Origin of the sequence: Mycobacterium sp. 5-140-3-2, from assembly GCF_035666375.1 — a bacterium.
GTDB classification, from domain to species: domain Bacteria; phylum Actinomycetota; class Actinomycetes; order Mycobacteriales; family Mycobacteriaceae; genus Mycobacterium; species Mycobacterium intracellulare.
In genome coordinates this window covers 2,297,489-2,319,496 of record NZ_CP142025.1, presented here as the reverse complement: position 1 = coordinate 2,319,496, position 22,008 = coordinate 2,297,489, and the positions used below count along the sequence as shown (strand labels likewise).

Annotated in this window: 19 protein-coding genes; 9 read left to right on the top strand and 10 right to left on the bottom strand. The window is 69.8% G+C overall.

Going from position 1 to position 22,008, the window contains the following annotated elements:
• Window positions 1-29 precede the first annotated feature (29 nt).
• Window positions 30-1,133: a glycine cleavage system aminomethyltransferase GcvT gene (gene gcvT / locus P6281_RS11045; protein WP_014379950.1), complete on the bottom strand. Its 1,104-nt coding sequence runs from the start codon at window positions 1,131-1,133 to the stop codon at window positions 30-32.
• A 50-nt stretch (window positions 1,134-1,183) separates the two neighbouring features.
• Between gcvT and P6281_RS11040 the strand changes: the two genes are divergently transcribed.
• On the top strand, window positions 1,184-2,731 hold the full coding sequence (locus P6281_RS11040) for a leucyl aminopeptidase (RefSeq protein ID WP_043954769.1): 1,548 nt from the start codon (window positions 1,184-1,186) through the stop codon (window positions 2,729-2,731).
• 8 nt (window positions 2,732-2,739) lie between these two features.
• On the opposite strand, the gene P6281_RS11035 is transcribed toward P6281_RS11040, so the two are convergent.
• Entirely contained in the window at window positions 2,740-4,335 is a 1,596-nt protein-coding gene (locus tag P6281_RS11035; RefSeq protein ID WP_014384549.1) for a phytoene desaturase family protein, read from the bottom strand.
• The gene (locus P6281_RS11030; RefSeq protein ID WP_008256037.1) at window positions 4,332-4,781 is read right to left on the bottom strand and encodes an SRPBCC family protein; all 450 of its coding nucleotides are present in this window, start codon (window positions 4,779-4,781) and stop codon (window positions 4,332-4,334) included. The genes P6281_RS11035 and P6281_RS11030 overlap by 4 nt, the downstream gene beginning before the upstream one ends.
• A gap of 141 nt (window positions 4,782-4,922) precedes the next feature.
• Between P6281_RS11030 and P6281_RS11025 the strand changes: the two genes are divergently transcribed.
• Window positions 4,923-5,264, top strand: a complete 342-nt coding sequence (locus P6281_RS11025; protein ID WP_008256029.1) for a hypothetical protein — start codon at window positions 4,923-4,925, stop codon at window positions 5,262-5,264.
• A 5-nt stretch (window positions 5,265-5,269) separates the two neighbouring features.
• Here the strand turns inward: P6281_RS11025 and P6281_RS11020 are convergent, their stop codons facing one another.
• The gene (locus P6281_RS11020; protein WP_014384548.1) at window positions 5,270-7,048 is read right to left on the bottom strand and encodes an SDR family oxidoreductase; all 1,779 of its coding nucleotides are present in this window, start codon (window positions 7,046-7,048) and stop codon (window positions 5,270-5,272) included.
• A 195-nt stretch (window positions 7,049-7,243) separates the two neighbouring features.
• Here P6281_RS11020 and sucB point away from each other — a divergent pair, with 195 nt between their 5' ends.
• The 5 genes from sucB to P6281_RS10995 are packed head-to-tail and all read left to right on the top strand — an operon-like array spanning window position 7,244 to window position 12,432.
• Window positions 7,244-9,037, top strand: coding sequence for a 2-oxoglutarate dehydrogenase, E2 component, dihydrolipoamide succinyltransferase (sucB, locus tag P6281_RS11015; RefSeq protein ID WP_008256027.1), 1,794 nt, complete (start codon window positions 7,244-7,246; stop codon window positions 9,035-9,037).
• An 8-nt stretch (window positions 9,038-9,045) separates the two neighbouring features.
• Window positions 9,046-9,963, top strand: coding sequence for a TIGR01777 family oxidoreductase (locus P6281_RS11010; protein ID WP_008256026.1), 918 nt, complete (start codon window positions 9,046-9,048; stop codon window positions 9,961-9,963).
• A 48-nt stretch (window positions 9,964-10,011) separates the two neighbouring features.
• Window positions 10,012-10,713, top strand: a complete 702-nt coding sequence (gene lipB / locus P6281_RS11005; RefSeq protein ID WP_008256025.1) for a lipoyl(octanoyl) transferase LipB — start codon at window positions 10,012-10,014, stop codon at window positions 10,711-10,713.
• Complete coding sequence (gene lipA / locus P6281_RS11000; protein ID WP_008256024.1) at window positions 10,710-11,651, top strand: lipoyl synthase; 942 nt, start codon at window positions 10,710-10,712, stop codon at window positions 11,649-11,651. Before lipB ends, lipA begins: the two co-directional genes overlap by 4 nt.
• Window positions 11,652-11,679: 28 nt before the next feature.
• Window positions 11,680-12,432: a DUF4191 domain-containing protein gene (locus P6281_RS10995; RefSeq protein ID WP_008256022.1), complete on the top strand. Its 753-nt coding sequence runs from the start codon at window positions 11,680-11,682 to the stop codon at window positions 12,430-12,432.
• A 23-nt stretch (window positions 12,433-12,455) separates the two neighbouring features.
• Here the strand turns inward: P6281_RS10995 and P6281_RS10990 are convergent, their stop codons facing one another.
• On the bottom strand, window positions 12,456-12,878 hold the full coding sequence (locus P6281_RS10990) for an RDD family protein (protein ID WP_038536009.1): 423 nt from the start codon (window positions 12,876-12,878) through the stop codon (window positions 12,456-12,458).
• Between the two features lie 244 nt (window positions 12,879-13,122).
• Between P6281_RS10990 and glnA (P6281_RS10985) the strand changes: the two genes are divergently transcribed.
• Window positions 13,123-14,559: a type I glutamate--ammonia ligase gene (glnA, locus tag P6281_RS10985; RefSeq protein WP_008256020.1), complete on the top strand. Its 1,437-nt coding sequence runs from the start codon at window positions 13,123-13,125 to the stop codon at window positions 14,557-14,559.
• Between the two features lie 129 nt (window positions 14,560-14,688).
• Here glnA (P6281_RS10985) and P6281_RS10980 read toward each other — a convergent pair whose 3' ends face one another.
• On the bottom strand, window positions 14,689-15,321 hold the full coding sequence (locus P6281_RS10980; protein WP_009954921.1) for an NAD(P)-dependent oxidoreductase: 633 nt from the start codon (window positions 15,319-15,321) through the stop codon (window positions 14,689-14,691).
• A 338-nt stretch (window positions 15,322-15,659) separates the two neighbouring features.
• On the opposite strand from P6281_RS10980, the gene P6281_RS10975 reads away from it, so the two are divergent.
• Window positions 15,660-16,103 carry a MarR family winged helix-turn-helix transcriptional regulator gene (locus P6281_RS10975; protein WP_008255975.1) on the top strand — a complete coding sequence of 148 codons (444 nt, stop codon included), beginning with the start codon at window positions 15,660-15,662 and terminating at the stop codon, window positions 16,101-16,103.
• A 23-nt stretch (window positions 16,104-16,126) separates the two neighbouring features.
• On the opposite strand, the gene P6281_RS10970 is transcribed toward P6281_RS10975, so the two are convergent.
• The 4 genes from P6281_RS10970 to glnA (P6281_RS10955) are packed head-to-tail and all read right to left on the bottom strand — an operon-like array spanning window position 16,127 to window position 22,000.
• Window positions 16,127-16,987 (bottom strand): TIGR03619 family F420-dependent LLM class oxidoreductase, encoded by an 861-nt coding sequence (locus P6281_RS10970; RefSeq protein WP_009954923.1) that lies wholly within the window; start codon window positions 16,985-16,987, stop codon window positions 16,127-16,129.
• Entirely contained in the window at window positions 16,984-17,628 is a 645-nt protein-coding gene (locus tag P6281_RS10965; RefSeq protein ID WP_008255971.1) for a PaaI family thioesterase, read from the bottom strand. Before P6281_RS10965 ends, P6281_RS10970 begins: the two co-directional genes overlap by 4 nt.
• Entirely contained in the window at window positions 17,625-20,609 is a 2,985-nt protein-coding gene (locus tag P6281_RS10960; protein WP_104150845.1) for a bifunctional [glutamine synthetase] adenylyltransferase/[glutamine synthetase]-adenylyl-L-tyrosine phosphorylase, read from the bottom strand. Before P6281_RS10960 ends, P6281_RS10965 begins: the two co-directional genes overlap by 4 nt.
• Before the next feature lie 50 nt (window positions 20,610-20,659).
• Window positions 20,660-22,000, bottom strand: coding sequence for a type I glutamate--ammonia ligase (gene glnA, locus P6281_RS10955; RefSeq protein ID WP_008255967.1), 1,341 nt, complete (start codon window positions 21,998-22,000; stop codon window positions 20,660-20,662).
• Between the last annotated feature and the right edge of the window lie 8 nt (window positions 22,001-22,008).

The window sequence follows — 22,008 nt, the reverse complement described above, 5'->3', positions numbered from 1 at the left end:
ATCGGATTTCGCCCGCGCAGGCGGCGTGGCTAGCGGGTTTTCACCGCGACGAACGGCGGACGCACGACTTCGCAGGCGGCGCGACGGCCGCGGACGTCGACGGTGATCTCCTGGCCGTCCTCGACCCCGGCGTCGGTGTCGACGAGCGCCAGCGCGATGCCGGCCTGCAGCGTCGGGGAGAAGGTGCCCGAGGTGGTCACCCCGACCGGGGTGTCGCCGGCCAGCACGGTCTGCCCGGCGCGCAGCACCCCGCGGCCGGTCATCCGCAGCCCGCGCAGCAGCCGCCGCGGCCCCGCCTCCTTCTCGGCCAGCAGGGCGTCGCGGCCGAAGAACGCCTCCTTCTTCCAGCCGATCGCCCAGCCGCAGCGGGCCTGCAGCGGGGAAATGTCGAGCGACAGTTCGTGCCCGTGCAGTGGATAGCCCATCTCGGTGCGCAGCGTGTCGCGGGCGCCCAAGCCGGCCGGCTCGCCGCCGGCCGCCTTGACCGCGGCGGCCAGCGCGTCGAACACCACACCGGCGGACTCCCACGGCGGCAGCAGCTCGTAGCCGTGCTCGCCGGTGTAGCCGGTGCGGCAGACCCGCACCGGTACCCCGGAATACGAGGTGTCGGCGTAGGCCATGTAATCCATGTCGGTGGGCAGGCCCAGCTCGCCGAGGACGTCGGCCGAGCGCGGGCCCTGCACGGCCAGCACCGCATAGGAGCGATGCAGGTTGGTGATGGTCAGTTCGGGTGGCGCGGCCGCCTGTAGCGCGTCGACCACGGCCGCGGTGTTGGCGGCGTTGGGCACCAGAAAGATCTCGTCGTCGTCGACGTAGTAGGCGATCAAATCGTCGACGACCCCGCCGGATTCGGTGCAGCACAGGGTGTATTGCGCCTTGCCGGGCCCGATCCGGTTCAGGTCGTTGGTGAGCGCGGCGTTGACGAACCGCGCGGCGCCCGGCCCGCGCACCAACGCCTTGCCCAGGTGGCTGACGTCGAACAGGCCGACCGCGTTCCGCGTCGCGTTGTGCTCGCTGACCGTGCCCGCATACGACACCGGCATCAGCCAGCCGCCGAACTCGGCGAAGCTGGCACCCAGGTCGCGGTGACGGTCTTCTAACGGTCCGTGCAGAAGGTCGGCTTCGTTGCTCACGACTCTTCACCCTAAGGGGCCGCGACGGGCGGCCCGTTAGGGTGATGCGGATGAGCACAGAACCCGGTTACGCCTCCCCCGCTGTCACTGTCGCCTCCTCGCTGCCCCGGCGCGCCGCCGCGTCCACCGTGCTGATCGTGCCCGTCGTCTCGACCGGCGACGACGACAAGCCGGGCGCGGCCGTCGCCGAGGCCGGACCGTTCCTGTCCTCGGATGCGGTCGCCGAGATCGAGTCCGGGCTGCGCGCGCTGGAGGCCACCGGCGGCGCCGACCAGGTGCACCGGCTGGTGGTGGGTTCGCTGCCGGTGTCCAGCGTGCTGACGATCGGCCTGGGCAAGCCGCGGCCGGAGTGGCCGGCCGACACGGTCCGCCGCGCCGCCGGGGTGGCCGCGCGGTCGCTGGGCAGCACCGCAGCCGTGATCACCACGCTGGGCGAGCTGCCCGGTGACGGCGTCGTCTCGGCCGCCGTGGAGGGCCTGATCCTGGGCAGCTACCGGTTCACCGACTTCCGCAGCCCCAAGTCCGCACCCAAAGACAAAGGGCTGGGCAAGATCACGGTGCTCGCCACCGCCAAGGACGCCAAGAAGGACGCCGCGCACGGTGCGGCCGTCGCGACCGCGGTCGCCACCGCCCGCGACTTCGTCAACACCCCGCCGAGCCACCTGTTCCCTGACGAATTCGCCAAGCGCGCAAGGGCTTTGGGCGAGTCGGTGGGGCTCGAGGTCGAGGTGCTCGACGACAAGGCGCTGCGCAAGGGCGGTTACGGCGGGATCATCGGCGTCGGCCAGGGGTCGTCGCGGCCGCCGCGGCTGGTGCGGCTGACCCACCGGGGCGCGAAGCTGGCCAAGCGGTCCAAGCAGGCGAAGCGAGTCGCCCTGGTGGGCAAGGGCGTCACGTTCGACACCGGCGGCATCTCGATCAAGCCGGCAGCCGGGATGCACCACATGACCTCGGATATGGGCGGGGCCGCGGCGGTCATCGCGACGGTCACGCTGGCCGCGCAGCTGCAGCTGCCCATCGACGTGATCGCCACCGTGCCGATGGCCGAGAACATGCCGTCGGCGACGGCGCAGCGCCCGGGTGACGTGCTGACGCAGTACGGCGGCATCACCGTCGAGGTGCAGAACACCGACGCCGAGGGCCGGCTGATCCTGGCCGACGCCATCGTGCGCGCCTGCGAGGACAACCCGGACTACCTGATCGAGACGTCCACGCTGACCGGCGCGCAGACGGTGGCGCTGGGCAGCCGGATCCCCGGGGTGATGGGCAGCGACGAGTTCCGCGACCGGGTGGCCGCGATCTCGCAGCGGGTCGGCGAAAACGGTTGGCCGATGCCGCTGCCCGACGAACTCAAGGAGGACCTGAAGTCCACGGTGGCCGACCTGTCGAACATCAGCGGGCAGCGCTTCGCCGGCATGCTGGTGGCGGGCGTGTTCCTGCGCGAGTTCGTCGCCGACGGCGTGGGCTGGGCGCACATCGACGTGGCCGGCCCGGCCTACAACACCGGCGGGCCGTGGGGGTATTCGCCCAAGGGCGCCACCGGCGTTCCGGTCCGCACCATGTTCGCGGTCCTCGAGGACATCGCCGAAAACGGCTGACGCACAGACTATTTCGTCAGCAGCGACATCGCGGCGCGGGTCAGCCTGCGCCGCGGCCAGCCGCTGACCCCGCCCGCGGCCAGCGCCGCGTTGGCCGCGTTGCGCCCGCAGGCGCCGTGCACCGAACCGCCCGGGGTGGCCGACGCGCTGCCCAGATACAGCCCGTCGACCGGGGTTTCGGCCCGGCCCATCCCGGCCGCCGGTCGAAAGATCAGCATCTGCTGAAGCTGCGCGGTGCCGCCGTTGAGCGCGCCCAGGTGCAGGTTGGCGTCGCTGGCCTCCAGGTCCGACGGCCGCTGCACGAACCGGTCGATCACCGCCGCGCCGAAGCCGGGCGCATGCTCCTCGATGACCCGGTCAACCGAGCCGGCGAGGCGCTCGGCAGAGGAGTCGTCGGCGACATTGCGGGGCAAATGCGTGTACGCCCACACACTTTCGGTGCCCGGCGGCGACCGGGTGGGGTCGGCGGTGGTGGTCTGCCCCAGCAACATGAACGGATGATCGGGCACCGTCTTGGTGTTCAGGTCGGCCATCCAGCGCACCAGCCCGTCGCCGTCGGCCCCGAGGTGCACGGTGCCCACCCCGCGCAGCCGTTGCGCCCGCCACGGAACCGGCTCGCGCAGCGCATAATTCACCTTGACCACCGGCGGATCCCACGCGAAGTGCTCGAGGTCGCGCCGCACCTTGGGCGGCACCGCGTCGGCGGGCAGCATGTCGCAGAACAGTCGCGGCGCCGTCACGTCGGCCACCACCGCCCGACGCGCCCGCACCGTGCGCCCTCCGGCCGTCGTCACCGCGACCGCCCGGCCGCCCCGCACCTCGATGCGAGAAACGTTCTCGTTGCACTCGATTCGCGCGCCGGCGGAGCGGGCACGGCTGACCAGCGCGGCCGTTAGCTGACCCGACCCGCCGACCGGCACCGGCCAGCCGCAGTCCTGGGCCAGCATCGTCATCAAAAAGCCCATGGCGCCACTGATCGGCGCATCGGGCGGGGCGTCGGCGTGCATGGCGTTGCCCAACAACAAGACTCGCGGTGCCTCCCCGGCGAACAGCTCGCTCGCCATGGTGTTGGCCGGCTGCACCAGCAGGCGCGCGACCCGGATCGCTTCCGACGTACCGAGTTCGGCCAGCAGCCGCAGCAGCGGGCGCACAGGTGGGAACGGCGCCAGCATGGCGTCGAGCAGGGGCGCCTTGATGCGCTCCCACAACTTCACGACGCGCCACCAGTTTTCGCCGTCGGCGGGCTCGCGGCGCGCGAATTCCGCGGCGGTGCGAGCCGGGTCGCGGTAGATGATGGGCGGGTCGTCGTCGGCGGCGCCGCGGGGGTGGCCCACCACCGCGGGCGCGTGTGACCATCGCAGGCCGTGGTCCTCGAGCCGCAGCGCGGCGATCGCGGGCGAGGCCACCGTCATCGGGTAGTACGAGCTGAACAGGTCGGTGATGTAGCCCGGGGTCAACTCGGCGCTGCGCACCGCGCCGCCGGGCTCCGGCTGGGCCTCCAGCACCAGCACGTCCCACCCCGCGTCGGCCAGCATCGCGGCGGCAACCAGCCCGTGGTGCCCGGCACCGATGACGACCGCGTCGGCAGCGTCGTGCACGGTCACTTCACCTGGCTCGGCTCCAGACGTTCCGCTAGTGCCGCCAGCCGCAACAGGCACTCCTTGTTACGCGGGTAGGCCGCGGCCAACGCGACCGAATCGGGAACGAGGCTCATCGGTCCCTCGACCGGCACCTCGATCATTTCGATCCGGCACCCCTGCGGAATCTCGTGCAGCAGCATCGTGATCCGCGCGGCGCCCATCGGCCCCAGGCGGGCGCACAACACCAGCCTGTGCGGCGGTTCGCTTTCCTCCACGATGGTGGCGTCGTCGATCACCAGCGGCCAGATCCCGATGGAATGCCTGATCGAGGAGCCGGCCTCCGGCCAGTTCGGATCCACGGCGCGCATGCGGCTGTTGCCGACCACCCACTGGGTGTAGGTCCAGCCCTGCGCAAGCACCTCCCACACCCGCTCGCACGGGACGGGCACCTCTCGCGTCGCAGTGATCACCGCACATCCTTTCCGCTCGTGACTACTGCGGCGGGATACCCACCCACGGGCGCTGTATCCGTCCGGGTTTATCGGCGCTTCGCTCCGGTTAATCTGCAAGCGGTCGTAATCCCCGGCAGGAAATGGCGAGAAAGGCGGACCATGACGGCGCGGCGGTTGATCATCGGTGTGGGCGCGGTGCTGTTGCTGGCCGGGGTCATCGGTTTGTTGGCGCCGGTGTCGGTCACCGACAGCAATGGCCACTCGGTGGGGTGCGGCAACGCCGTCGCGACGGATCTCTCCGAGGCCAGAAGCGCGAACAACAGCAATGGCGCGAATATCCCGATCCTCAACCAGATCGTCCCGCACACCGACTTTGTCGCGCAGTGCCAGTCGTCGGTGGGTGGCCGCCGGGCGTGGGCCATCCCGCTGGCCGTGCTCGGCGTCATCGCGATCGGCGCCACCCTGCTGACCGGGCGCCGCGGCGCGGCCACGGGCCCGTAATCGCCTCAGATCACCCGCATCCGCGCGGCGTTGCGCAGACCCTGCGGCGCCACCCGCGAAAGTCCGTACAGCGCATAGGCTTCCGGCGCGACCGGGCGGATCGGTTTCTTCTTCCTGACCGACGACAGGATCGCGTTGGCGACCTTGTCGGGGCCGTAGCGCCGCAGCGCGAACATCGTGCCCAGCTGCCCGCGGCGCCCGTCGACGGCCTCGGCCAGCTTTCCCGCGGGCGCGTCGAAGCGGGTGGTCTTGATGATGTTCGTGTCGATGACGCCGGGACAGATCGTGGTCAGGCCGACGCCGGCGGTGTCGAGTTCGGCGCGCAGGCAGTCCGAGAACATGTAGGTGGCCGCCTTCGACGTGCAGTACGCGCTCAGCGACTGCAGCGGGGCGTAGGCGGCCATCGACGACACGTTGACGATGTGGCCGCCGGTGCCGCGCTCCACCATCCGCCGCCCGAACGAGCGGCAGCCATTGACCACCCCGCCGAGGTTGACGTCGAGCACCCGGTCGAACTGCTCGGCCGGGGTGTCCAGGAACCCGCCCGCCTGCCCGATGCCGGCGTTGTTGACCACGATGTCGGGTACGCCGTGCTCGGCGCTGACCCGCTCGGCGAACGCCTCCACCGCCTGCGCGTCGGACACGTCGAGCACGTAGGCGTGCGCGACGCCGCCGCGGGTGGCGATCTCGGCGGCGGTGGCCTTGACGGCCGCCTCGTCGATGTCGCTGATCACCACCTCGGCGCCCTCGCGCGCGAACGCGAACGCGGTCTCGCGCCCGATGCCGCTGCCGGCGCCGGTGACCGACACCAGGGTGTCGCCGAACGATCCGCGCGGGCGCCCGATTTGCGCGCGCAACAGGGCGCGGCTGGGCTGCTTGCCCTCGGTCAGGTCGGCGAAGTCGTGCACCGCCGCCGCCATCACCTGCGGGTGCGACATCGGGGAGAAGTGACCGGCCCGGATGTCGCGGCGCCACAGCCGCGGCACGAAGCGCGGGGTGTGGTCGTACCCGTACGGCCGCACGTACTTGTCCCTGGTGTTGACGATCAGCTGCACCGGCACGTCGATGACCGCGACGCCGCCCTTGCGACCGGAGAACGAGCGAAAGTAGTTGGCGGGATAGGTTTTCACGGACTGGGCGGCGTCGCGCGCGAGCTTGTCGGAATGATGGATCTGCTCGACGGGAATGTTGTCGACCGCGTTGCGGCGCAGCGCCGGCACCGACAGCGTCAGCCGCAGGAACAACGGCGCCAGCACCGGGATCGAGAACAGCAGCATGTACGTGAACCGCAGCGCCTGGCTGAGCGCCCGGAGGAAAGTACGCGGACGCCACGGCGCGCGCAGGCCCGTGAAGATGTAGTCGACCAGTTGGTCCTGAGCGGGTCCGGACACCGACGTGAACGTGGCCACCCGGTCACCCGCGCCGGGGCGCTTGAGGTAGTGCCACACCCCCACCGAGCCCCAGTCGTGGGCCAGCACATGCACGGGCGCGCCCGGGCTCAGCTCGCCGGTCACCGCCGCGAAGTCGTCGGCGAAGCGATCCATGCTGTAGGCGGATACCGGCTTGGGCACCGAGGACAGGCCGACGCCGCGGTTGTCGTAGCGGATGATCCGGAACCGCTCGGCCAGCAGCGGCACGACCCCGTCCCACAGCACGTGCGAGTCGGGAAAGCCGTGCACCAGCACCACGGTGGGGCCCTCGCGGTTGCCCTCTTCGTAGACGGCGATGCGCGCGCCGTCCGCGCTGTCGACGAAATGCCGGGGTAGTTGTTGTGATGGCGGCATCGGACCTCCCGCTCTGGCTGCCGTGGCCACACGGTAGCAAGCGTGATCGGGGTCACCCGGCCAGCGCGCGGTATCTGCCCTGGCTGCGTGCCGGCGCGGCCGCAGTGACAGGATAGTTTTGGATTGCTACTTCGCCTTCCACAAGCGAGCTGCACGACCCGCCCCGACCCACGAGCGATCGAGGAGTCAGAAAAGATGGCCTTCTCCGTCCAGATGCCGGCACTCGGTGAGAGCGTCACCGAGGGGACGGTCACCCGCTGGCTCAAGCAGGAAGGCGACACGGTCGAACTCGACGAGCCGCTCGTCGAGGTGTCGACCGACAAGGTCGACACCGAAATCCCGTCGCCGGCCGCGGGTGTGCTGACCAAGATCGTCGCCCAGGAAGACGACACCGTCGAGGTCGGCGGCGAGCTGGCCGTGATCGGCGACGAGGACGGCGGATCCCAGGCGCCGAGCCAGCAAGAGCCGCAGGCGCAGTCGGCGCCCCCCGCCCAGCCCGAGGCGCAACCCGAGCCCGAGCCGCAGCCCCAGGCCCAGCCCGAGCCGCAGCCGGCCCAGCAGAGCTCCGGCGGCGGCGACGCCACCCCGGTGCTGATGCCCGAACTGGGTGAGTCGGTGACCGAGGGCACCGTGACCCGCTGGCTCAAGAAGGTCGGCGATTCGGTCCAGGTCGACGACGCGCTTGTCGAGGTGTCCACCGACAAGGTGGACACCGAGATCCCGTCGCCGGTGGCCGGTGTGCTGATCAGCATCACCGCCGAGGAAGACGCCACCGTGCCCGTCGGCGGCGAGCTGGCCCGCATCGGCAGCGGTTCCGAGGCCGCCGCCCCCGCCGCGCCGCAGCCGCCGCCCGCGCCCAAGGCCGAACCCAAGCCGGAACCCGCGCCACAACCGCAACCACAACCACAGCCCCAGCCCCAGGCGCAGCCGAAGCCCGAACCGACGCCGGCCCCCGCACCGCAACCGAAGGCGGCACCCGAGCCGAAAGCCCAACCCGCACAGGCCCAGCCGGCGGACGCGAGCGGCGACGGCACCCCCTACGTGACGCCGCTGGTGCGAAAACTGGCCGCCGAGAACAACATCGACCTCAGTTCGGTCACCGGCACCGGAGTGGGCGGCCGCATCCGCAAGCAAGACGTGCTGGCGGCCGCCGAGCGCAAGCAGCAGGCCGACAAGGCGCCCGCCGCCGCTGCTGCTCCCACCCCCGCTGCCGGCGAGGCCCGCAAGGCCGCTCCCGCGCCCACCCCGGCGCCGGCGCTGGCGCACCTGCGCGGCACCACCCAGAAGGCCAGCCGGATCCGTCAGATCACCGCCAACAAGACGCGCGAATCCCTGCAGGCCACAGCCCAACTCACCCAGACCCACGAGGTCGACATGACCAGGCTGGTCGGGTTGCGGGCCAGGGCCAAGGCGGCGTTCGCCGAACGCGAAGGCGTCAACCTGACCTTCCTGCCGTTCATCGCCCGCGCGGTGATCGACGCCCTCAAGATCCACCCGAACGTGAACGCGAGCTACAACGAGGAAACCAAGGAGATCACCTACTTCGACGCCGAGCACCTCGGCTTCGCGGTCGACACCGAACAGGGTCTGCTCTCCCCCGTCGTGCACAACGCCGGCGACCTGTCGCTGGCCGGGCTGGCCAGGGCGATCGCCGACATCGCCGCGCGCGCCCGCTCGGGCAACCTGAAACCCGACGAGCTCTCGGGCGGCACGTTCACGATCACCAACATCGGCAGCCAGGGGGCGCTGTTCGACACCCCGATCCTGGTCCCGCCGCAGGCCGCGATGCTGGGCACCGGCGCCATCGTCAAACGCCCCCGGGTGATCGTCGACGAATTCGGCAACGAATCGATCGGTGTCCGATCGATCTGCTACCTGCCGCTGACCTATGACCACCGGCTGATCGACGGCGCGGATGCCGGGCGGTTCCTGACCACCATCAAGCACCGGCTCGAAGAGGGAGCGTTCGAGGCCGACCTCGGGCTCTGAGCGCGAACGTGGCTGGTCAAAAGTTCGTCGTCGCGGTCGCAGGGTCGTCCGGCCTGATCGGCTCCGCCCTCACCGCGGCCCTGCGGGCCGCCGACCACCGCGTGCTGCGCATCGTACGTCGCGCGCCGAGCAACGCCGACGAGGTGCACTGGAACCCCGAGAGCGGCGACCTCGACCCCGACACGCTGGGCGACGTCGACGCCGTCGTCAACCTGTGCGGCGTCAACATCGGCAAGCGCCGCTGGTCGGGCGCCTTCAAGCAGAGCCTGCGCGACAGCCGCATCGCCCCCACCGAAGTCCTGGCGCACGCGGTCGCCGACGCCGGGGTGGCGACCCTGGTCAACGCCAGCGCGGTGGGTTTCTACGGAAACACCAAGGACCGCGTGGTCGACGAAAACGACCGTGCCGGAAGCGGTTTCCTGGCCCGGCTGTGCGAGGACTGGGAGGCCGCCACGCTGCCGGCCCAATACGGCGGCGCCCGCGTGGTGCTGGCCCGCACCGGGCTGGTGTTCTCCCCCGCCGGTGGCGCGCTGGGGCGGTTGCGGCCGCTGTTCCGCACGGGCCTCGGGGCCCGGCTGGGCAGTGGTCGGCAGTACATGTCGTGGATCACGCTGGAGGACGAAGTGCGCGCGCTGCTGTTCGCGATATCGAACACCGCGCTGTCGGGGCCGGTGAACATGACCGGGCCCGCGCCGGTCACCAACGCCGAGTTCACCACCGCGTTCGGGCGGGCGGTCAACCGTCCGACGCCGTTGATGCTGCCCGGGTTCGCGGTGCGGGCCGCGCTCGGGGAGTTCGCCGACGAAGGCCTGCTGACGGGCCAGCGGGCCATCCCGTCGGCGCTCGAGCGCGCCGGTTTTCTGTTCCACCACAACACGATTGGTGAGGCGCTCGGCTACGCCACCGCCCGGCGAGACCACGACTAGCGGCACGTGCGTCGCCCTCGCGCGGGCGGGCCGAGTACCGTCGCGAAGGTGATCGATTCCATCCGGTCCAGCCGGTCCCTGATCGACGTCCGCCAGCTCGGAACCGTCGACTACCGCGTGGCCTGGCAGCAGCAGCGCGACCTGGCCGACGCCCGCGCCGCGGGCGGCGCCGACACCCTGCTGTTGCTCGAGCACCCGGCGGTCTACACCGCGGGACGGCGCACCGAGCCGCACGAACGACCGGCCGACGGCACCCCCGTCGTCGACACCGATCGCGGCGGCAAGATCACCTGGCACGGTCCCGGTCAGCTGGTCGGGTATCCGATCATCGGCCTGATCGAACCGCTCGACGTGGTCAACTACGTGCGGCGGCTGGAGGAAGCGCTGATCAAGGTGTGCGCCGACCTGGGCCTGGACACGGTCCGCGTCCCGGGCCGGTCCGGGGTGTGGGTGCCGGGCACCGACGGCCGGCCCGACCGCAAGGTCGCGGCGATCGGCGTGCGGGTGTCGCGCGCCACCACCCTGCACGGGTTCGCGCTCAACTGCGACTGCGACCTGGGCGCCTTCAACGCCATCGTGCCGTGCGGCATCAGCGACGCCGGGGTGACGTCGTTGTCGGCCGAACTGCGCCGCCCGGTGACCGTCGACGACATCCGCACGAGCGTCGCCGACGCCGTCTGCGACGCCCTGGACGGGGTGCTGCCGGTGCGCGAGCACGACAGCGCCGCGCGCGTAGCATCAGCGATGTGACTGTCGCACCCGAGGGACGCAAACTGCTGCGCCTGGAGGTGCGCAACGCCGAAACCCCGATCGAGCGCAAACCGCCGTGGATCAGGGTGCGGGCCAAGATGGGCCCGGAATACACCGAGCTCAAGAGCCTGGTCCGGCGCGAGGGCCTGCACACGGTCTGCGAAGAGGCCGGGTGTCCCAACATCTTCGAATGCTGGGAGGACCGCGAGGCGACCTTCCTGATCGGCGGTGACCAGTGCACCCGTCGCTGCGACTTCTGCCAGATCGACACCGGCAAGCCAGCCGAGCTGGACCGCGACGAGCCCCGGCGGGTGGCCGACAGCGTGCGCACGATGGGGCTGCGCTACGCCACGGTCACCGGCGTGGCCCGCGACGACCTGCCCGACGGCGGCGCGTGGCTCTACGCCGAGACGGTGCGCGCCATCAAGGAACTCAACCCGTCGACCGGCGTCGAGCTGTTGATCCCCGACTTCAACGGCGAGCCCGCCCGCCTGGCCGAGGTGTTCGAGTCGCGCCCGGAAGTGTTGGCGCACAACGTCGAAACCGTGCCGCGGATCTTCAAGCGCATCCGGCCGGCCTTCACCTACCAGCGCAGCCTGGACGTGCTCACCGCGGCGCGTGACGCCGGGCTGGTCACCAAGAGCAACCTCATCCTCGGCCTCGGCGAGACCCCCGACGAGGTGCGCACCGCCCTGGCCGACCTGCGTCACGCCGGCTGCGACATCATCACCATCACCCAGTACCTGCGGCCCTCGGCGCGGCATCACCCCGTCGAGCGGTGGGTGAAGCCGGAGGAATTCGTCGAGTTCGCGCAGCACGCCGAGCAGCTGGGGTTCTCCGGGGTGCTGTCGGGGCCGCTGGTGCGCTCGTCGTATCGCGCGGGGCGGCTGTATCAGCAAGCGGCCGCCGCCCGCGCCTCGGACGCCGCGGCACGGTGACCGTCGGGGCGCTACGTATTCTTTGACTATGGCTAAATCCCGCACTGCCGCTGAGAACAAGGCCGCCCGAGCGCAGGCGCAGGCCGCCCGCAAGGCCGCCGCGCGGGAGCGCCGCACCCAGTTGTGGCAGGCGTTCAACCTGCAACGCCAGGAGGACAAGCGCCTGCTGCCGTACATGATCGGCGCCTTCGTGCTGATCGTGGGCGTCTCGGTGGGCGTCGGGCTCTGGGCCGGCGGGCTGACGATGATCACCTTGATCCCGCTCGGCGTGGTGCTGGGCGCGCTGGTCGCGTTCATCGTCTTCGGGCGCCGCGCCCAGAAGTCCGTCTACCGCAAGGCCGAAGGCCAAACCGGGGCGGCCGCATGGGCATTGGACAACCTGCGCGGCAAGTGGCGGGTGACCCCCGGCGTGGCCGCGACCGGCCACTTGGACGCCGTGCACCGCGTCATCGGCCGTCCCGGCGTGATCCTGGTCGGCGAGGGCTCGGCGACCCGGGTGCGCCCACTGCTGGCGCAGGAGAAGAAGCGCACCGCCCGCCTGATCGGGGACGTGCCGATCTACGACATCATCGTCGGCAACGGCGAGGACGAGGTGCCCCTGGCCAAGCTGGAGCGCCATCTCACCCGGTTGCCGGCCAACATCACCGTCAAGCAGATGGACACCCTGGAGTCCCGGTTGGCCGCCTTGGGGACGCGGGCCGGGGCCGCCGTCATGCCCAAGGGTCCGCTGCCCAACGCCGGCAAGATGCGCGGCGTGCAGCGCACGGTGCGCCGCAAGTAGTCGCAGCGGGTCGAACTCGGCGCTCAGCGCCGTACCACGGCCGTCGCGGTCAGCCGATCCTGCAGCCCGCGGCCGTCCCAGTCGGTGAACAGCGCCGGGACCACGGTGCCGACGAGGAGGCCGCGCACCACCGCGCGGCCCGTGCCGACCAGCCCGCGCCCGTCCACCGTCACCACCTGCAGACCCAGCGCCAGCTGGCCGGGCGTGAAGCCGAACAGTCGCACCGAGACCACGCCCAGCACGAACCAGATCACCAGCTCGGCGGTCGCCAGCGCCCCTTCGGGTAACCACCCGAGCCGCATGGCCAGCGCCGCCAGGCCCAACGCGATGAGCCAGTCGATGGTCAGCGCGCCCAGCCGTCGTCCCATCCGCGCCAGCGAGCCCGGCCCGCTCTCGGGCAATCCCAGCTTTTCACCGGGGTAGGCGGATCGCGATTCCGGCATCATCGTCGCGGACCGGGGTCCGAATAAACCGACGGCCGGGTCCGGAACGGTGGGCGGACGGTGCGCTCTGCCACCAGAAAAGATACGATCTTGCGATCCATGGCCCCACAATAGAACCCGCCGCCAAAGCGGCCACTTTTAGCGTGTGGCATGGTCACGTAACGTGCGCGCAACATCGGGTTGACTGACGGGCAACATCTGCTCCCTAGCGTCAGGCCGCGGATCTCACCAAGTAAAGGAGCACTCTGTGACGGAAAAGACGCCCGACGACGTCTTCAAACTCGCGAAGGACGAGAACGTCGAGTTTGTCGACGTGCGGTTCTGTGATTTGCCCGGCATCATGCAGCACTTCACCATTCCGATTTCGTTTTTCGACGAGAGCGTTTTTGAGGACGGCTTGGCATTCGACGGCTCGTCCATTCGCGGATTCCAGTCCATTCACGAATCGGACATGTTGCTCCTGCCCGACCCCGCGACTGCGCAGATCGACCTGTTCCGCGAAGCCAAGACCCTGAACCTGAACTTCTTCGTGCACGACCCCTTCACCCTCGAGCCGTACTCGCGCGACCCCCGCAACATCGCCCGTAAGGCCGAGAACTACCTGATCAGCACCGGCGTTGCCGACACCGCGTACTTCGGCGCCGAGGCCGAGTTCTACATCTTCGACTCGGTGAGCTTCGATTCGCGCACCAACGGCTCGTTCTACGAGATCGACGCGATCTCGGGCTGGTGGAACACCGGCTCGCCCAACGAGCTCGACGGCAGCCCCAACCGCGGCTACAAGGTCCGCCCCAAGGGTGGCTACTTCCCCGTCGCCCCCGTCGACCACTACGTCGACCTGCGCGACAAGATGCTGTCCAACCTGATCACCGCCGGCTTCAGCCTGGAAAAGGGTCACCACGAGGTGGGCACCGGCGGCCAGGCCGAGATCAACTACAAGTTCAACACGCTGCTGCACGCGGCCGACGACATGATGCTCTACAAGTACATCGTCAAGAACACGGCCTGGCAGCACGGCAAGACCGTCACGTTCATGCCCAAGCCGCTGTTCGGTGACAACGGCTCCGGCATGCACACCCACCAGTCGCTGTGGAAGGACGGCAGCCCGCTGATGTACGACGAGACCGGTTACGCCGGCCTGTCGGACACCGCCCGCCACTACATCGGCGGCCTACTGCACCACGCCCCGTCGCTGCTGGCGTTCACCAACCCCACCGTGAACTCCTACAAGCGTCTGGTTCCCGGCTACGAGGCCCCGATCAACCTGGTCTACAGCCAGCGCAACCGCTCGGCCTGTGTCCGGATCCCGATCACCGGCACCAACCCGAAGGCCAAGCGCCTCGAGTTCCGTTGCCCCGACTCCTCGGGCAACCCGTACCTGGCGTTCTCGGCCATGCTGATGGCCGGCCTGGACGGCATCAAGAACAAGATCGAGCCGCAGGCCCCGGTCGACAAGGACCTCTACGAGCTGCCGCCCGAAGAGGCCGCCAACATCCCGCAGGCGCCCACGCAGCTGTCCGCGGTGATCGACCGGCTGGAAGAAGACCACGAATACCTCACCGAGGGCGGCGTTTTCACGCCCGACCTCATCGAGACGTGGATCAACTTCAAGCGCGAGAACGAGATCCTGCCGGTCCAGATCCGGCCGCACCCCTACGAATTCGCGCTGTACTACGACGTTTAAGGACGCTTGGCGAAACCACCCGCGCGGTTCGGTTGCCGCGCGGGTGGTTTCGTTTTCGGCCGCCGCGACTGCATCCGCGGCGAGTTCCGCCGCCGAAACTGCCCCTTGGGCAGTTGCCGCTGCGGCGACCTATTTGGCGTCGGTGACGACGACGACCTGACGGATGAACGTGTCCTCTAAGGCGGAGTGGAGGAGAAAGTCGGCGACGTTTCCGCGAGAGGTCGAGGGGAGCATCGGCAACGTCGTGACGTCATCGAGCGCCCTCGCGGTGTAACGGCCGCCGACCCCGTCGTTCAACGCCCCGGGGTATTCGAGGGTCCATTTCAGCCCGCTAGCTTTCAAGAGCACTTCGGACGCAGCTTTGTCTTCGTACTTCTTGCGCAGCGCCGTGCGAAATATCAGGCCGGCGAGAAACGATGCCTTGGCCAGGGAGTCGCCGACTCCGAATGCGGACACGATCACAAACCGGTCAACACCCGATGTTTTGGCGGACGCGATGACGGCGCGGACAGTGTCCGTGATCAGCGTCGGGGTTTGGCGGACGTTTTTGACTCCGAGTGCGCTGATGACCGCGTCGTGCCCTCGGGCTGCTGTTGCGATGACGGCGGCGTCGGTGACGTCGCCGCCGACGACGTGGGCGCGCGGGTCAACGGTGGCGTCGGCCCGCCGAACGAGGGCGGTGACCTGGTGACCCTGGTCGAGGGCCTTCGTGACGAAGAGACGGCCGGTGCGGCCGGTTGCTCCAAGGACAAGAAACTTCACAATATTTCGCTTTCTCTAGAACGGATGAAACGGATGAAAGGGCGGGATGGTGAGCGGGGCCCGCCTCGCGGTAGCCACCCCTCCATCGCCGGGGTATATCGTCAGGAACGTTGACTACTATCGTCCATGCTTTCGGCTAATGTCAAGAATTCATAACAGATTAGGACCAAGCCGACGTCTATGGTGGTCAATGATATTTACTACTCTGATGGTCGGAGGCCATGCCCGCAACAGCGGCAGGTAGCAAGTCACCCAGGTGATGCGCCGCCGAGCGCAGTAGCGGTGGACGTAGGGTGTGAATTTCGTTGGACCACGTGGGCGATGGAGCCGAGGGCGGCATGAACGACGAGCAGCGGATTGATCTAGGGGTGTCGTTGTTCATCCCGTACCGGTACACCGAAGACCGGATTTTCCGGGCGCTCCAGGATGCCGGATTCGACGACTGGACCCTTGCCCAGTGCCGCGTGTTCCAGCGCATCGCCCCGGACGGTTCGCGCCTCACAGACCTCGCTGAACAGGCGCAAATGAGCAAGCAGAGCGCGGGCGTCCTGGTCGATCAACTCGAACGCTTGGGCTATGTCCGCCGGGTCCCCGACCCCGCGGATGGCCGCGCCCGATTGATCGTCATCGAGCAACGTGGCCGGCGCGCGGTCGCGGTAGCCACGGCAACTCTCGACGAGATCCACTCGGAGTGGAAGGCCTACCTGGGTACCCGCAACTTCACACTGCTGCAGCAGATCTTGGATCAGCTCCGCGAGATCACCGACCCCTACGCACGGTAAACCCGCCGCAAAGCAGGTGTCTCCTACCCGTCGAGTGACAGGTCCTTCCGGAAGCGCTGCATGCCGTCGATCTTGTCGTCGAGGGTGGCGTCGGGCCCGGCGTAGAACATCCACGGCATCGTGATGATCCCGGTGATGCCGCCGGCCTCCGCGCGCCGATAGTCGGCGGTGGTGAACGCGTCGGTCAGCGGGGTCAACACAGTGAAATCGTCCATGGACAAACCGTTTTGGGCCCGCATCTCCCGCAGCCGGCCGATGGCATCGAGCGCCCGCTGGGTGTTGATCAGATCCCCGATCCAGCCGTCGTTGCGGGCGGCGCGGCGCAGCGCGATCTCGCTGAGTCCCCCGACGTACACCGGGATCGGCGGCGGGGTGGGCTGCATCTCGAGGCGCGGCGCGGTATAGAACTCACCCTCGAACTCCGTCCAGCCCGGCGACCACAGCGCCCGCATCAGCTCGATCATTTCGTCGGTGCGTTTGCCACGGGCCTCGAATCGCTCACCCATCAACGCGAATTCCTCGCGGCACCAGCCCACGCCGATGCCCAGCTCCACCCGGCCCGACGCCAAAACCGCCGCGGTGCCAATGGCTTTCGCCGCCGAATACGGGTTGCGCATCGCGGGAATGTAGACGGTGTTGACGAAGCGCAACCGCGTGGTGACCTGGGCGAGCGCGCCGACGAGCACCCACGGGTCGGGCCAGTCGGTGAAGGGCTGCCAGCGCCGCTCCCCATCCTTGGTGTACGGGTACGGCGTGTCCAGCGTCTCGAGGTTGACGACGTGGTCGGGAATGCCGATCCCGTCGTAGCCGAGTTCGTCGGCGGCCTTGGCCAGCTCGATGATTTCGCGGGTGTTCAAAAAGGCGCTGCTGATGTAGAACTTCACTGCTCCTCCGCCGCCCACGCCGGCTCGATGAAGACGCCGTCGGCCTCGACGGTGACGCCATTGGAATCCGAAATGGTGCCGCGCGCAAAGACTTTGCGGCCCTCCTTGCCGTCGACCCACGCCTCACAACGAAGCGGGCCCAGCGGCGTGCCGCGCAGATACTTCACGGTGATGGTCCCGGTGAACCGCGCCTTGGACAGGCCCTCGCTGGCCGCCTCGCCGAGCATGTGGTCGAGCACCAGGGCGCTGACGCCCCCGTGCACCAGCTTGGGCGGGCCCTCGTAGGCCGAGCCGAGGACGAACTCGCTCCAGCAGCGCCCGTCGCCCTCGTGGTGCACGACGATCGGCGGGGCGATGGGGTTGCACACGCCGATCGCGGCGTTGCCCAACGGCAGCGGGCGGCCGTCGACGCGGTAGCTCACCCCGATCGGGCGGGTGCGTTCCCGCAGCGATGCGGTGACGGCCTCGATCGCGCGCCGGGCCTCGGCGACGACGTCGTCGTCGGCCTCGGTGCGGATGGTCGCGTCGACGAGCTCGCGGACCGCATCGGCCAACGGTGCATACAGCGCGGTCACGCGATCGGCTTCCGTCGCGCTGAGCACCTCGAATATGGCGTCCAACGCGCCGGCCTCCTGACTCAACTTCCAAACACCTTGCGCACGACGGCCTTTGCGCGTCGCGTCACCCGTAAATAGTTGTCCAAGAATTCGCCGCCCTCGTCGGTCGGCCAGCCCGCGGCCACGGCGACCGCGTTCAGCTGGCGTCCGTGGCCCGGCAGCTGGTCGGTGGGCTTACCCCGGACCAGCACCAGCGCGTTGCGGGCCCGGGTGGCCGTCAGCCAGGCCTGCCGCAGCAGCTCCACCTCGTCGGCGGGCACCAGGTCGGCCTCGGCGATCGCGTCCAGGCACGCCAGCGTCGACGTGGTGTGCAGCGCGGGGATCTCGTGGGCGTGCCGCAGCTGCAGCAGCTGCACGGTCCATTCGATGTCGGCCAGTCCCCCGCGGCCCAGCTTGGTATGCGTGTTCGGGTCGGCGCCGCGCGGCAGCCGCTCGGCGTCGACGCGGGCCTTGATGCGGCGGATCTCGCGCATCGCCTCCGACGACATCCCGTCGGGTGGATAGCGCGTCTTGTCGGCCATCAGCAGGAACCGCTGCCCCAGCTCCGCGTCGCCGGCGACCGCGTGCGCGCGCAGCAGCGCCTGAACCTCCCACGGCTGCGCCCACTGCCCGTAGTAGGCGGCGTAGGAGGCCAGGGTGCGCACCAGCGGACCGTTGCGGCCCTCGGGCCGCAGGTTGGCGTCGACCTCCAGCGGTGGGTCGACGCTGGGCGTTCCCAGCAGCGTCCGGACCTGCTCGGCGACCGTCGTCGCCCAGCGCACGGCGACGGAATCCTCGACGCCAGAAGCCGGTTCGCACACGAACATCACGTCGGCGTCCGAGCCGTAGCCCAGTTCGGCGCCGCCCAGCCGGCCCATGCCGATGACGGCGATGGCCGCCGGCGCCTTACCGTCCGCGGGAAGGTTGGTCCGGATCATCGCGTCCAGCGCGGCCTGCAGCACGGCCACCCACACCGAGGTCAGCGCCTTGCACACGTCGACGACCTCGAGCATGCCGAGCAGGTCGGCCGACGCCACCCGGGCCAGCTCGCGGCGCCGCAGGGTGCGCGCCCCGGCGATCGCCCGCACCGGGTCGGAATAGCGGGCGGCCGAGGCCACCAGCGCGCGGGCCACCGCGGCGGGCTCGGTCTCGAGCAGGTGCGGGCCGCTCGGCCCGTCGCCGTAGTCCTGGATGACCCGGGGCGCGCGCATCAACAGGTCCGGCACGTACGCCGAGGTCCCCAGCACGTGCATGAGCCGGCGGGCGACGGCGGGCTTGTCGCGCAGGGTGGCCAGATACCAGCTTTCCCCGGACAGCGCCTCGGACAGCCGCCGGTAGGCCAGCAACCCGCCGTCGGGGTCGGGCGTGTACGACATCCAGTTCAGCAGCCTGGGCAGCAGCACCGACTGCACCCGGCCGCGCCGCCCGCTCAGGTTGACCAGCGCCGACATGTGCTTCAAAGCGGACTGCGGGCCCTCGTAGCCCAGGGCGGCCAGCTGACGCTCGGCGGCCTCGGAGGTCATGCCGTGCGCGATCTCCAGCCCGGCCGGGCCGATCGATTCCAGCAGCGGTTGGTAGAAGAGCTTCGCGTGCAGCTGCGACACCCGCAGGTTCTGGTGCCGCAGCTCCTCGCGCAGCACCCCGGCCGCGTCGTGGCGGCCGTCGGGCCGGATATGGGCGGCCCGCGCCAGCCAGCGCACCGCCTCCTCGTCGTCGGGCTCGGGCAGCAGGTGGGTGCGCTTGAGCCGCTGCAGCTGCAGCCGGTGCTCGAGCAGGCGGAGGAACTCGTAGGAGGCGGTGAGGTTCGCGGCGTCCTCGCGCCCGATGTAGCCGCCCTGGCCGAGCGCGGTCAGCGCGTCCACCGTCGACGCCACGTGCAGCGACTCGTCGCTGCGCCCGTGCACCAACTGCAGGAGCTGCACGGCGAATTCGACGTCGCGCAGCCCGCCGCTGCCGAGCTTGATCTCGCGGCCGCGGACCTCGGCGGGCACCAGCTGCTCGACCCGCCGCCGCATCGCCTGCACCTCGACCACGAAGTCCTCACGCTCGCAGGCGACCCAGACCATCGGCATCAGCGCGTCCAGGTAGCGCTGTCCGAGCTCCGCGTCGCCCACCGCCGCGCGCGCCTTCAGCAGCGCCTGGAACTCCCAGGTTTTCGCCCACCGCTGGTAGTAGGCGATGTGCGACTCGACGGTGCGCACCAGCTCGCCGCTGCGGCCCTCCGGCCGCAAGCCGGCGTCGACCTGAAAGAACGCCTCGGAGGCCAGCCGCATCATCTCGCTGGCCACCCGGGTGGTGAGGGTGTCGGCGTGCTCGGCGACGAAGATGACGTCGACGTCGCTGACGTAGTTCAGTTCGCGGGCACCGCATTTGCCCATCGCGATGACCGCCAGCCGCGGCGGCGTCTTGTCGCCGCACACGGTGCTCTCGGCCACCCGCAACGCGGCGGCCAGCGCGGCGTCGGCCAGGTCCGACAGGTGCGCGGCCACCACGGTGAACGGCACCACCGGCTCGTCCTCGACGGTGGCAGCCAGGTCCAGCGCGGCCAGCACCAGCAGCTGATCGCGATACAGGGTGCGCAGGCGCACCATCGCCGAACCGGGGTCGGCCAGCACCTCCTCGACGCACTCAGTGAACTTTGTGCACAGCTCGTCGCGGGTGGGCAGGGTGACGTTGCCGCGCAAGAGTTTCCAGGACTGCGGCTGGGCGATCAGGTGATCCCCGAGGGCCAGCGACGCGCCGAGCACACCGAACAGCCGCCCGCGCAGGGGGCGCTCGGTGAGCAGGGCGGCGTTGAGCTCGTCCCACCCGGCGTCCGGGTTCTCGGCCAGCCGCACCAGGGCGAGCAGGGCGGCGTCGGGGTCCGCGGCGCGCGACAGCGACCACAGCAGGTCGACGTGGGCCTGGTCGTCGTGGTCGTGCCAGCCCAGTTGCGCTATGCGTTCGGCCGCTTGCGGATCGACCAACCCGAGCCGGCCCACGCTGGGCAGCCGGGGGCGCTGCGTCGCGGGTTTGGTCACGACCACGACGGTATCGCAACCCGCCGATCTTCAGGCGCGGGCGGCGCATGAAACCGCTACAGCGACAGGTACGTGCTCAGTTCGTACGGGGTGACGTGGCTGCGGTAGTTCGCCCACTCGGTGCGCTTGTTGCGCAGGAAGAAGTCAAAGACGTGCTCCCCCAAGGTTTCCGCGACCAGCTCGGAGGACTCCATGGCACGCAGCGCGCTGTCCAGGCTGGTCGGCAGCTCGCGGTATCCCATCGCCTGGCGCTCGGCGGGGGTCAGGTCCCACACGTTGTCCTCGGCCTGCGGCCCCAACACGTAGCCCTTCTCCACCCCGCGCAGCCCGGCGGCCAGCAGCACGGCGAAGGTCAGGTACGGGTTGCAGGCCGAGTCGGGGCTGCGGACCTCGACGCGCCGCGACGACGTCTTGTGCGGGGTGTACATGGGCACCCGCACCAGCGCGGAGCGGTTGGCCGCGCCCCAGGACGCGGCGGTCGGCGCCTCGCCGCCACCCACCAGTCGCTTGTAGGAGTTGACCCATTGGTTGGTGACGGCGCTGATCTCCGAGGCGTGCTCGAGGACCCCGGCGATGAAGGACTTGCCCACATCGGACAGTTGCAGCGGGTCGTCGGGGCTGTGGAACGCGTTGACGTCGCCCTCGAACAGGCTCATGTGGGTGTGCATCGCGGAGCCGGGGTGCTGCCCGAACGGCTTGGGCATGAAGGACGCGCGGGCGCCGTTCTCGATCGCCACCTCCTTGATGACGTAGCGGAACGTCATCACGTTGTCGGCCATCGACAGCGCGTCGGCGAAGCGCAGGTCGATCTCCTGCTGTCCGGGCGCGCCCTCGTGGTGGCTGAATTCCACCGAGATGCCCATGAACTCCAGCGCCTCGATCGCGTGGCGGCGGAAGTTCGAGGCGGAGTCGTGGATCGCCTGGTCGAAGTAGCCGGCGTTGTCGACCGGGACCGGCGGCGTCCCGTCGTCGGCGCCGGCCTTGAGCAGGAAGAATTCGATCTCGGGATGCACGTAGCAGGAAAAGCCCAGGTCGTTGGCCTTCTGCAGCTGGCGGCGCAGCACGTGCCGCGGGTCCGCCCAGGACGGCGAGCCGTCCGGCATCGTGATGTCGCAGAACATCCGCGCCGAGTGGTGGTGACCGTTGGGCGACGCCCACGGCAGCACCTGGAAGGTGGACGGGTCGGGGTTGGCCACGGTGTCGGACTCCGAGACCCGCGAGAAGCCCTCGATCGAGGATCCGTCGAAGCCGATGCCCTCCTCGAAGGCGCCCTCGAGTTCGGCCGGGGCGATGGCGACCGACTTGAGGAAGCCGAGCACATCGGTGAACCACAGCCGAACGAAGCGGATGTCTCGTTCCTCGAGCGTGCGCAGCACGAATTCCTTCTGACGATCCATAACTCGAA

Bases quoted from the DNA above. Each gene is read 5' to 3' on its own strand.
- P6281_RS10975 (WP_008255975.1), top strand. From the start codon at position 15,660: ATGAACGACGAGCAGCGGATTGATCTAGGGGTGTCGTTGTTCATCCCG.
- glnA (WP_008255967.1), bottom strand. From the start codon at position 22,000: ATGGATCGTCAGAAGGAATTCGTGCTGCGCACGCTCGAGGAACGAGAC.
- P6281_RS10995 (WP_008256022.1), top strand. From the start codon at position 11,680: ATGGCTAAATCCCGCACTGCCGCTGAGAACAAGGCCGCCCGAGCGCAG.
- P6281_RS10990 (WP_038536009.1), bottom strand. From the start codon at position 12,878: ATGATGCCGGAATCGCGATCCGCCTACCCCGGTGAAAAGCTGGGATTG.
- P6281_RS11025 (WP_008256029.1), top strand. From the start codon at position 4,923: ATGACGGCGCGGCGGTTGATCATCGGTGTGGGCGCGGTGCTGTTGCTG.
- sucB (WP_008256027.1), top strand. From the start codon at position 7,244: ATGGCCTTCTCCGTCCAGATGCCGGCACTCGGTGAGAGCGTCACCGAG.
- P6281_RS11020 (WP_014384548.1), bottom strand. From the start codon at position 7,048: ATGCCGCCATCACAACAACTACCCCGGCATTTCGTCGACAGCGCGGAC.
- P6281_RS11040 (WP_043954769.1), top strand. From the start codon at position 1,184: ATGAGCACAGAACCCGGTTACGCCTCCCCCGCTGTCACTGTCGCCTCC.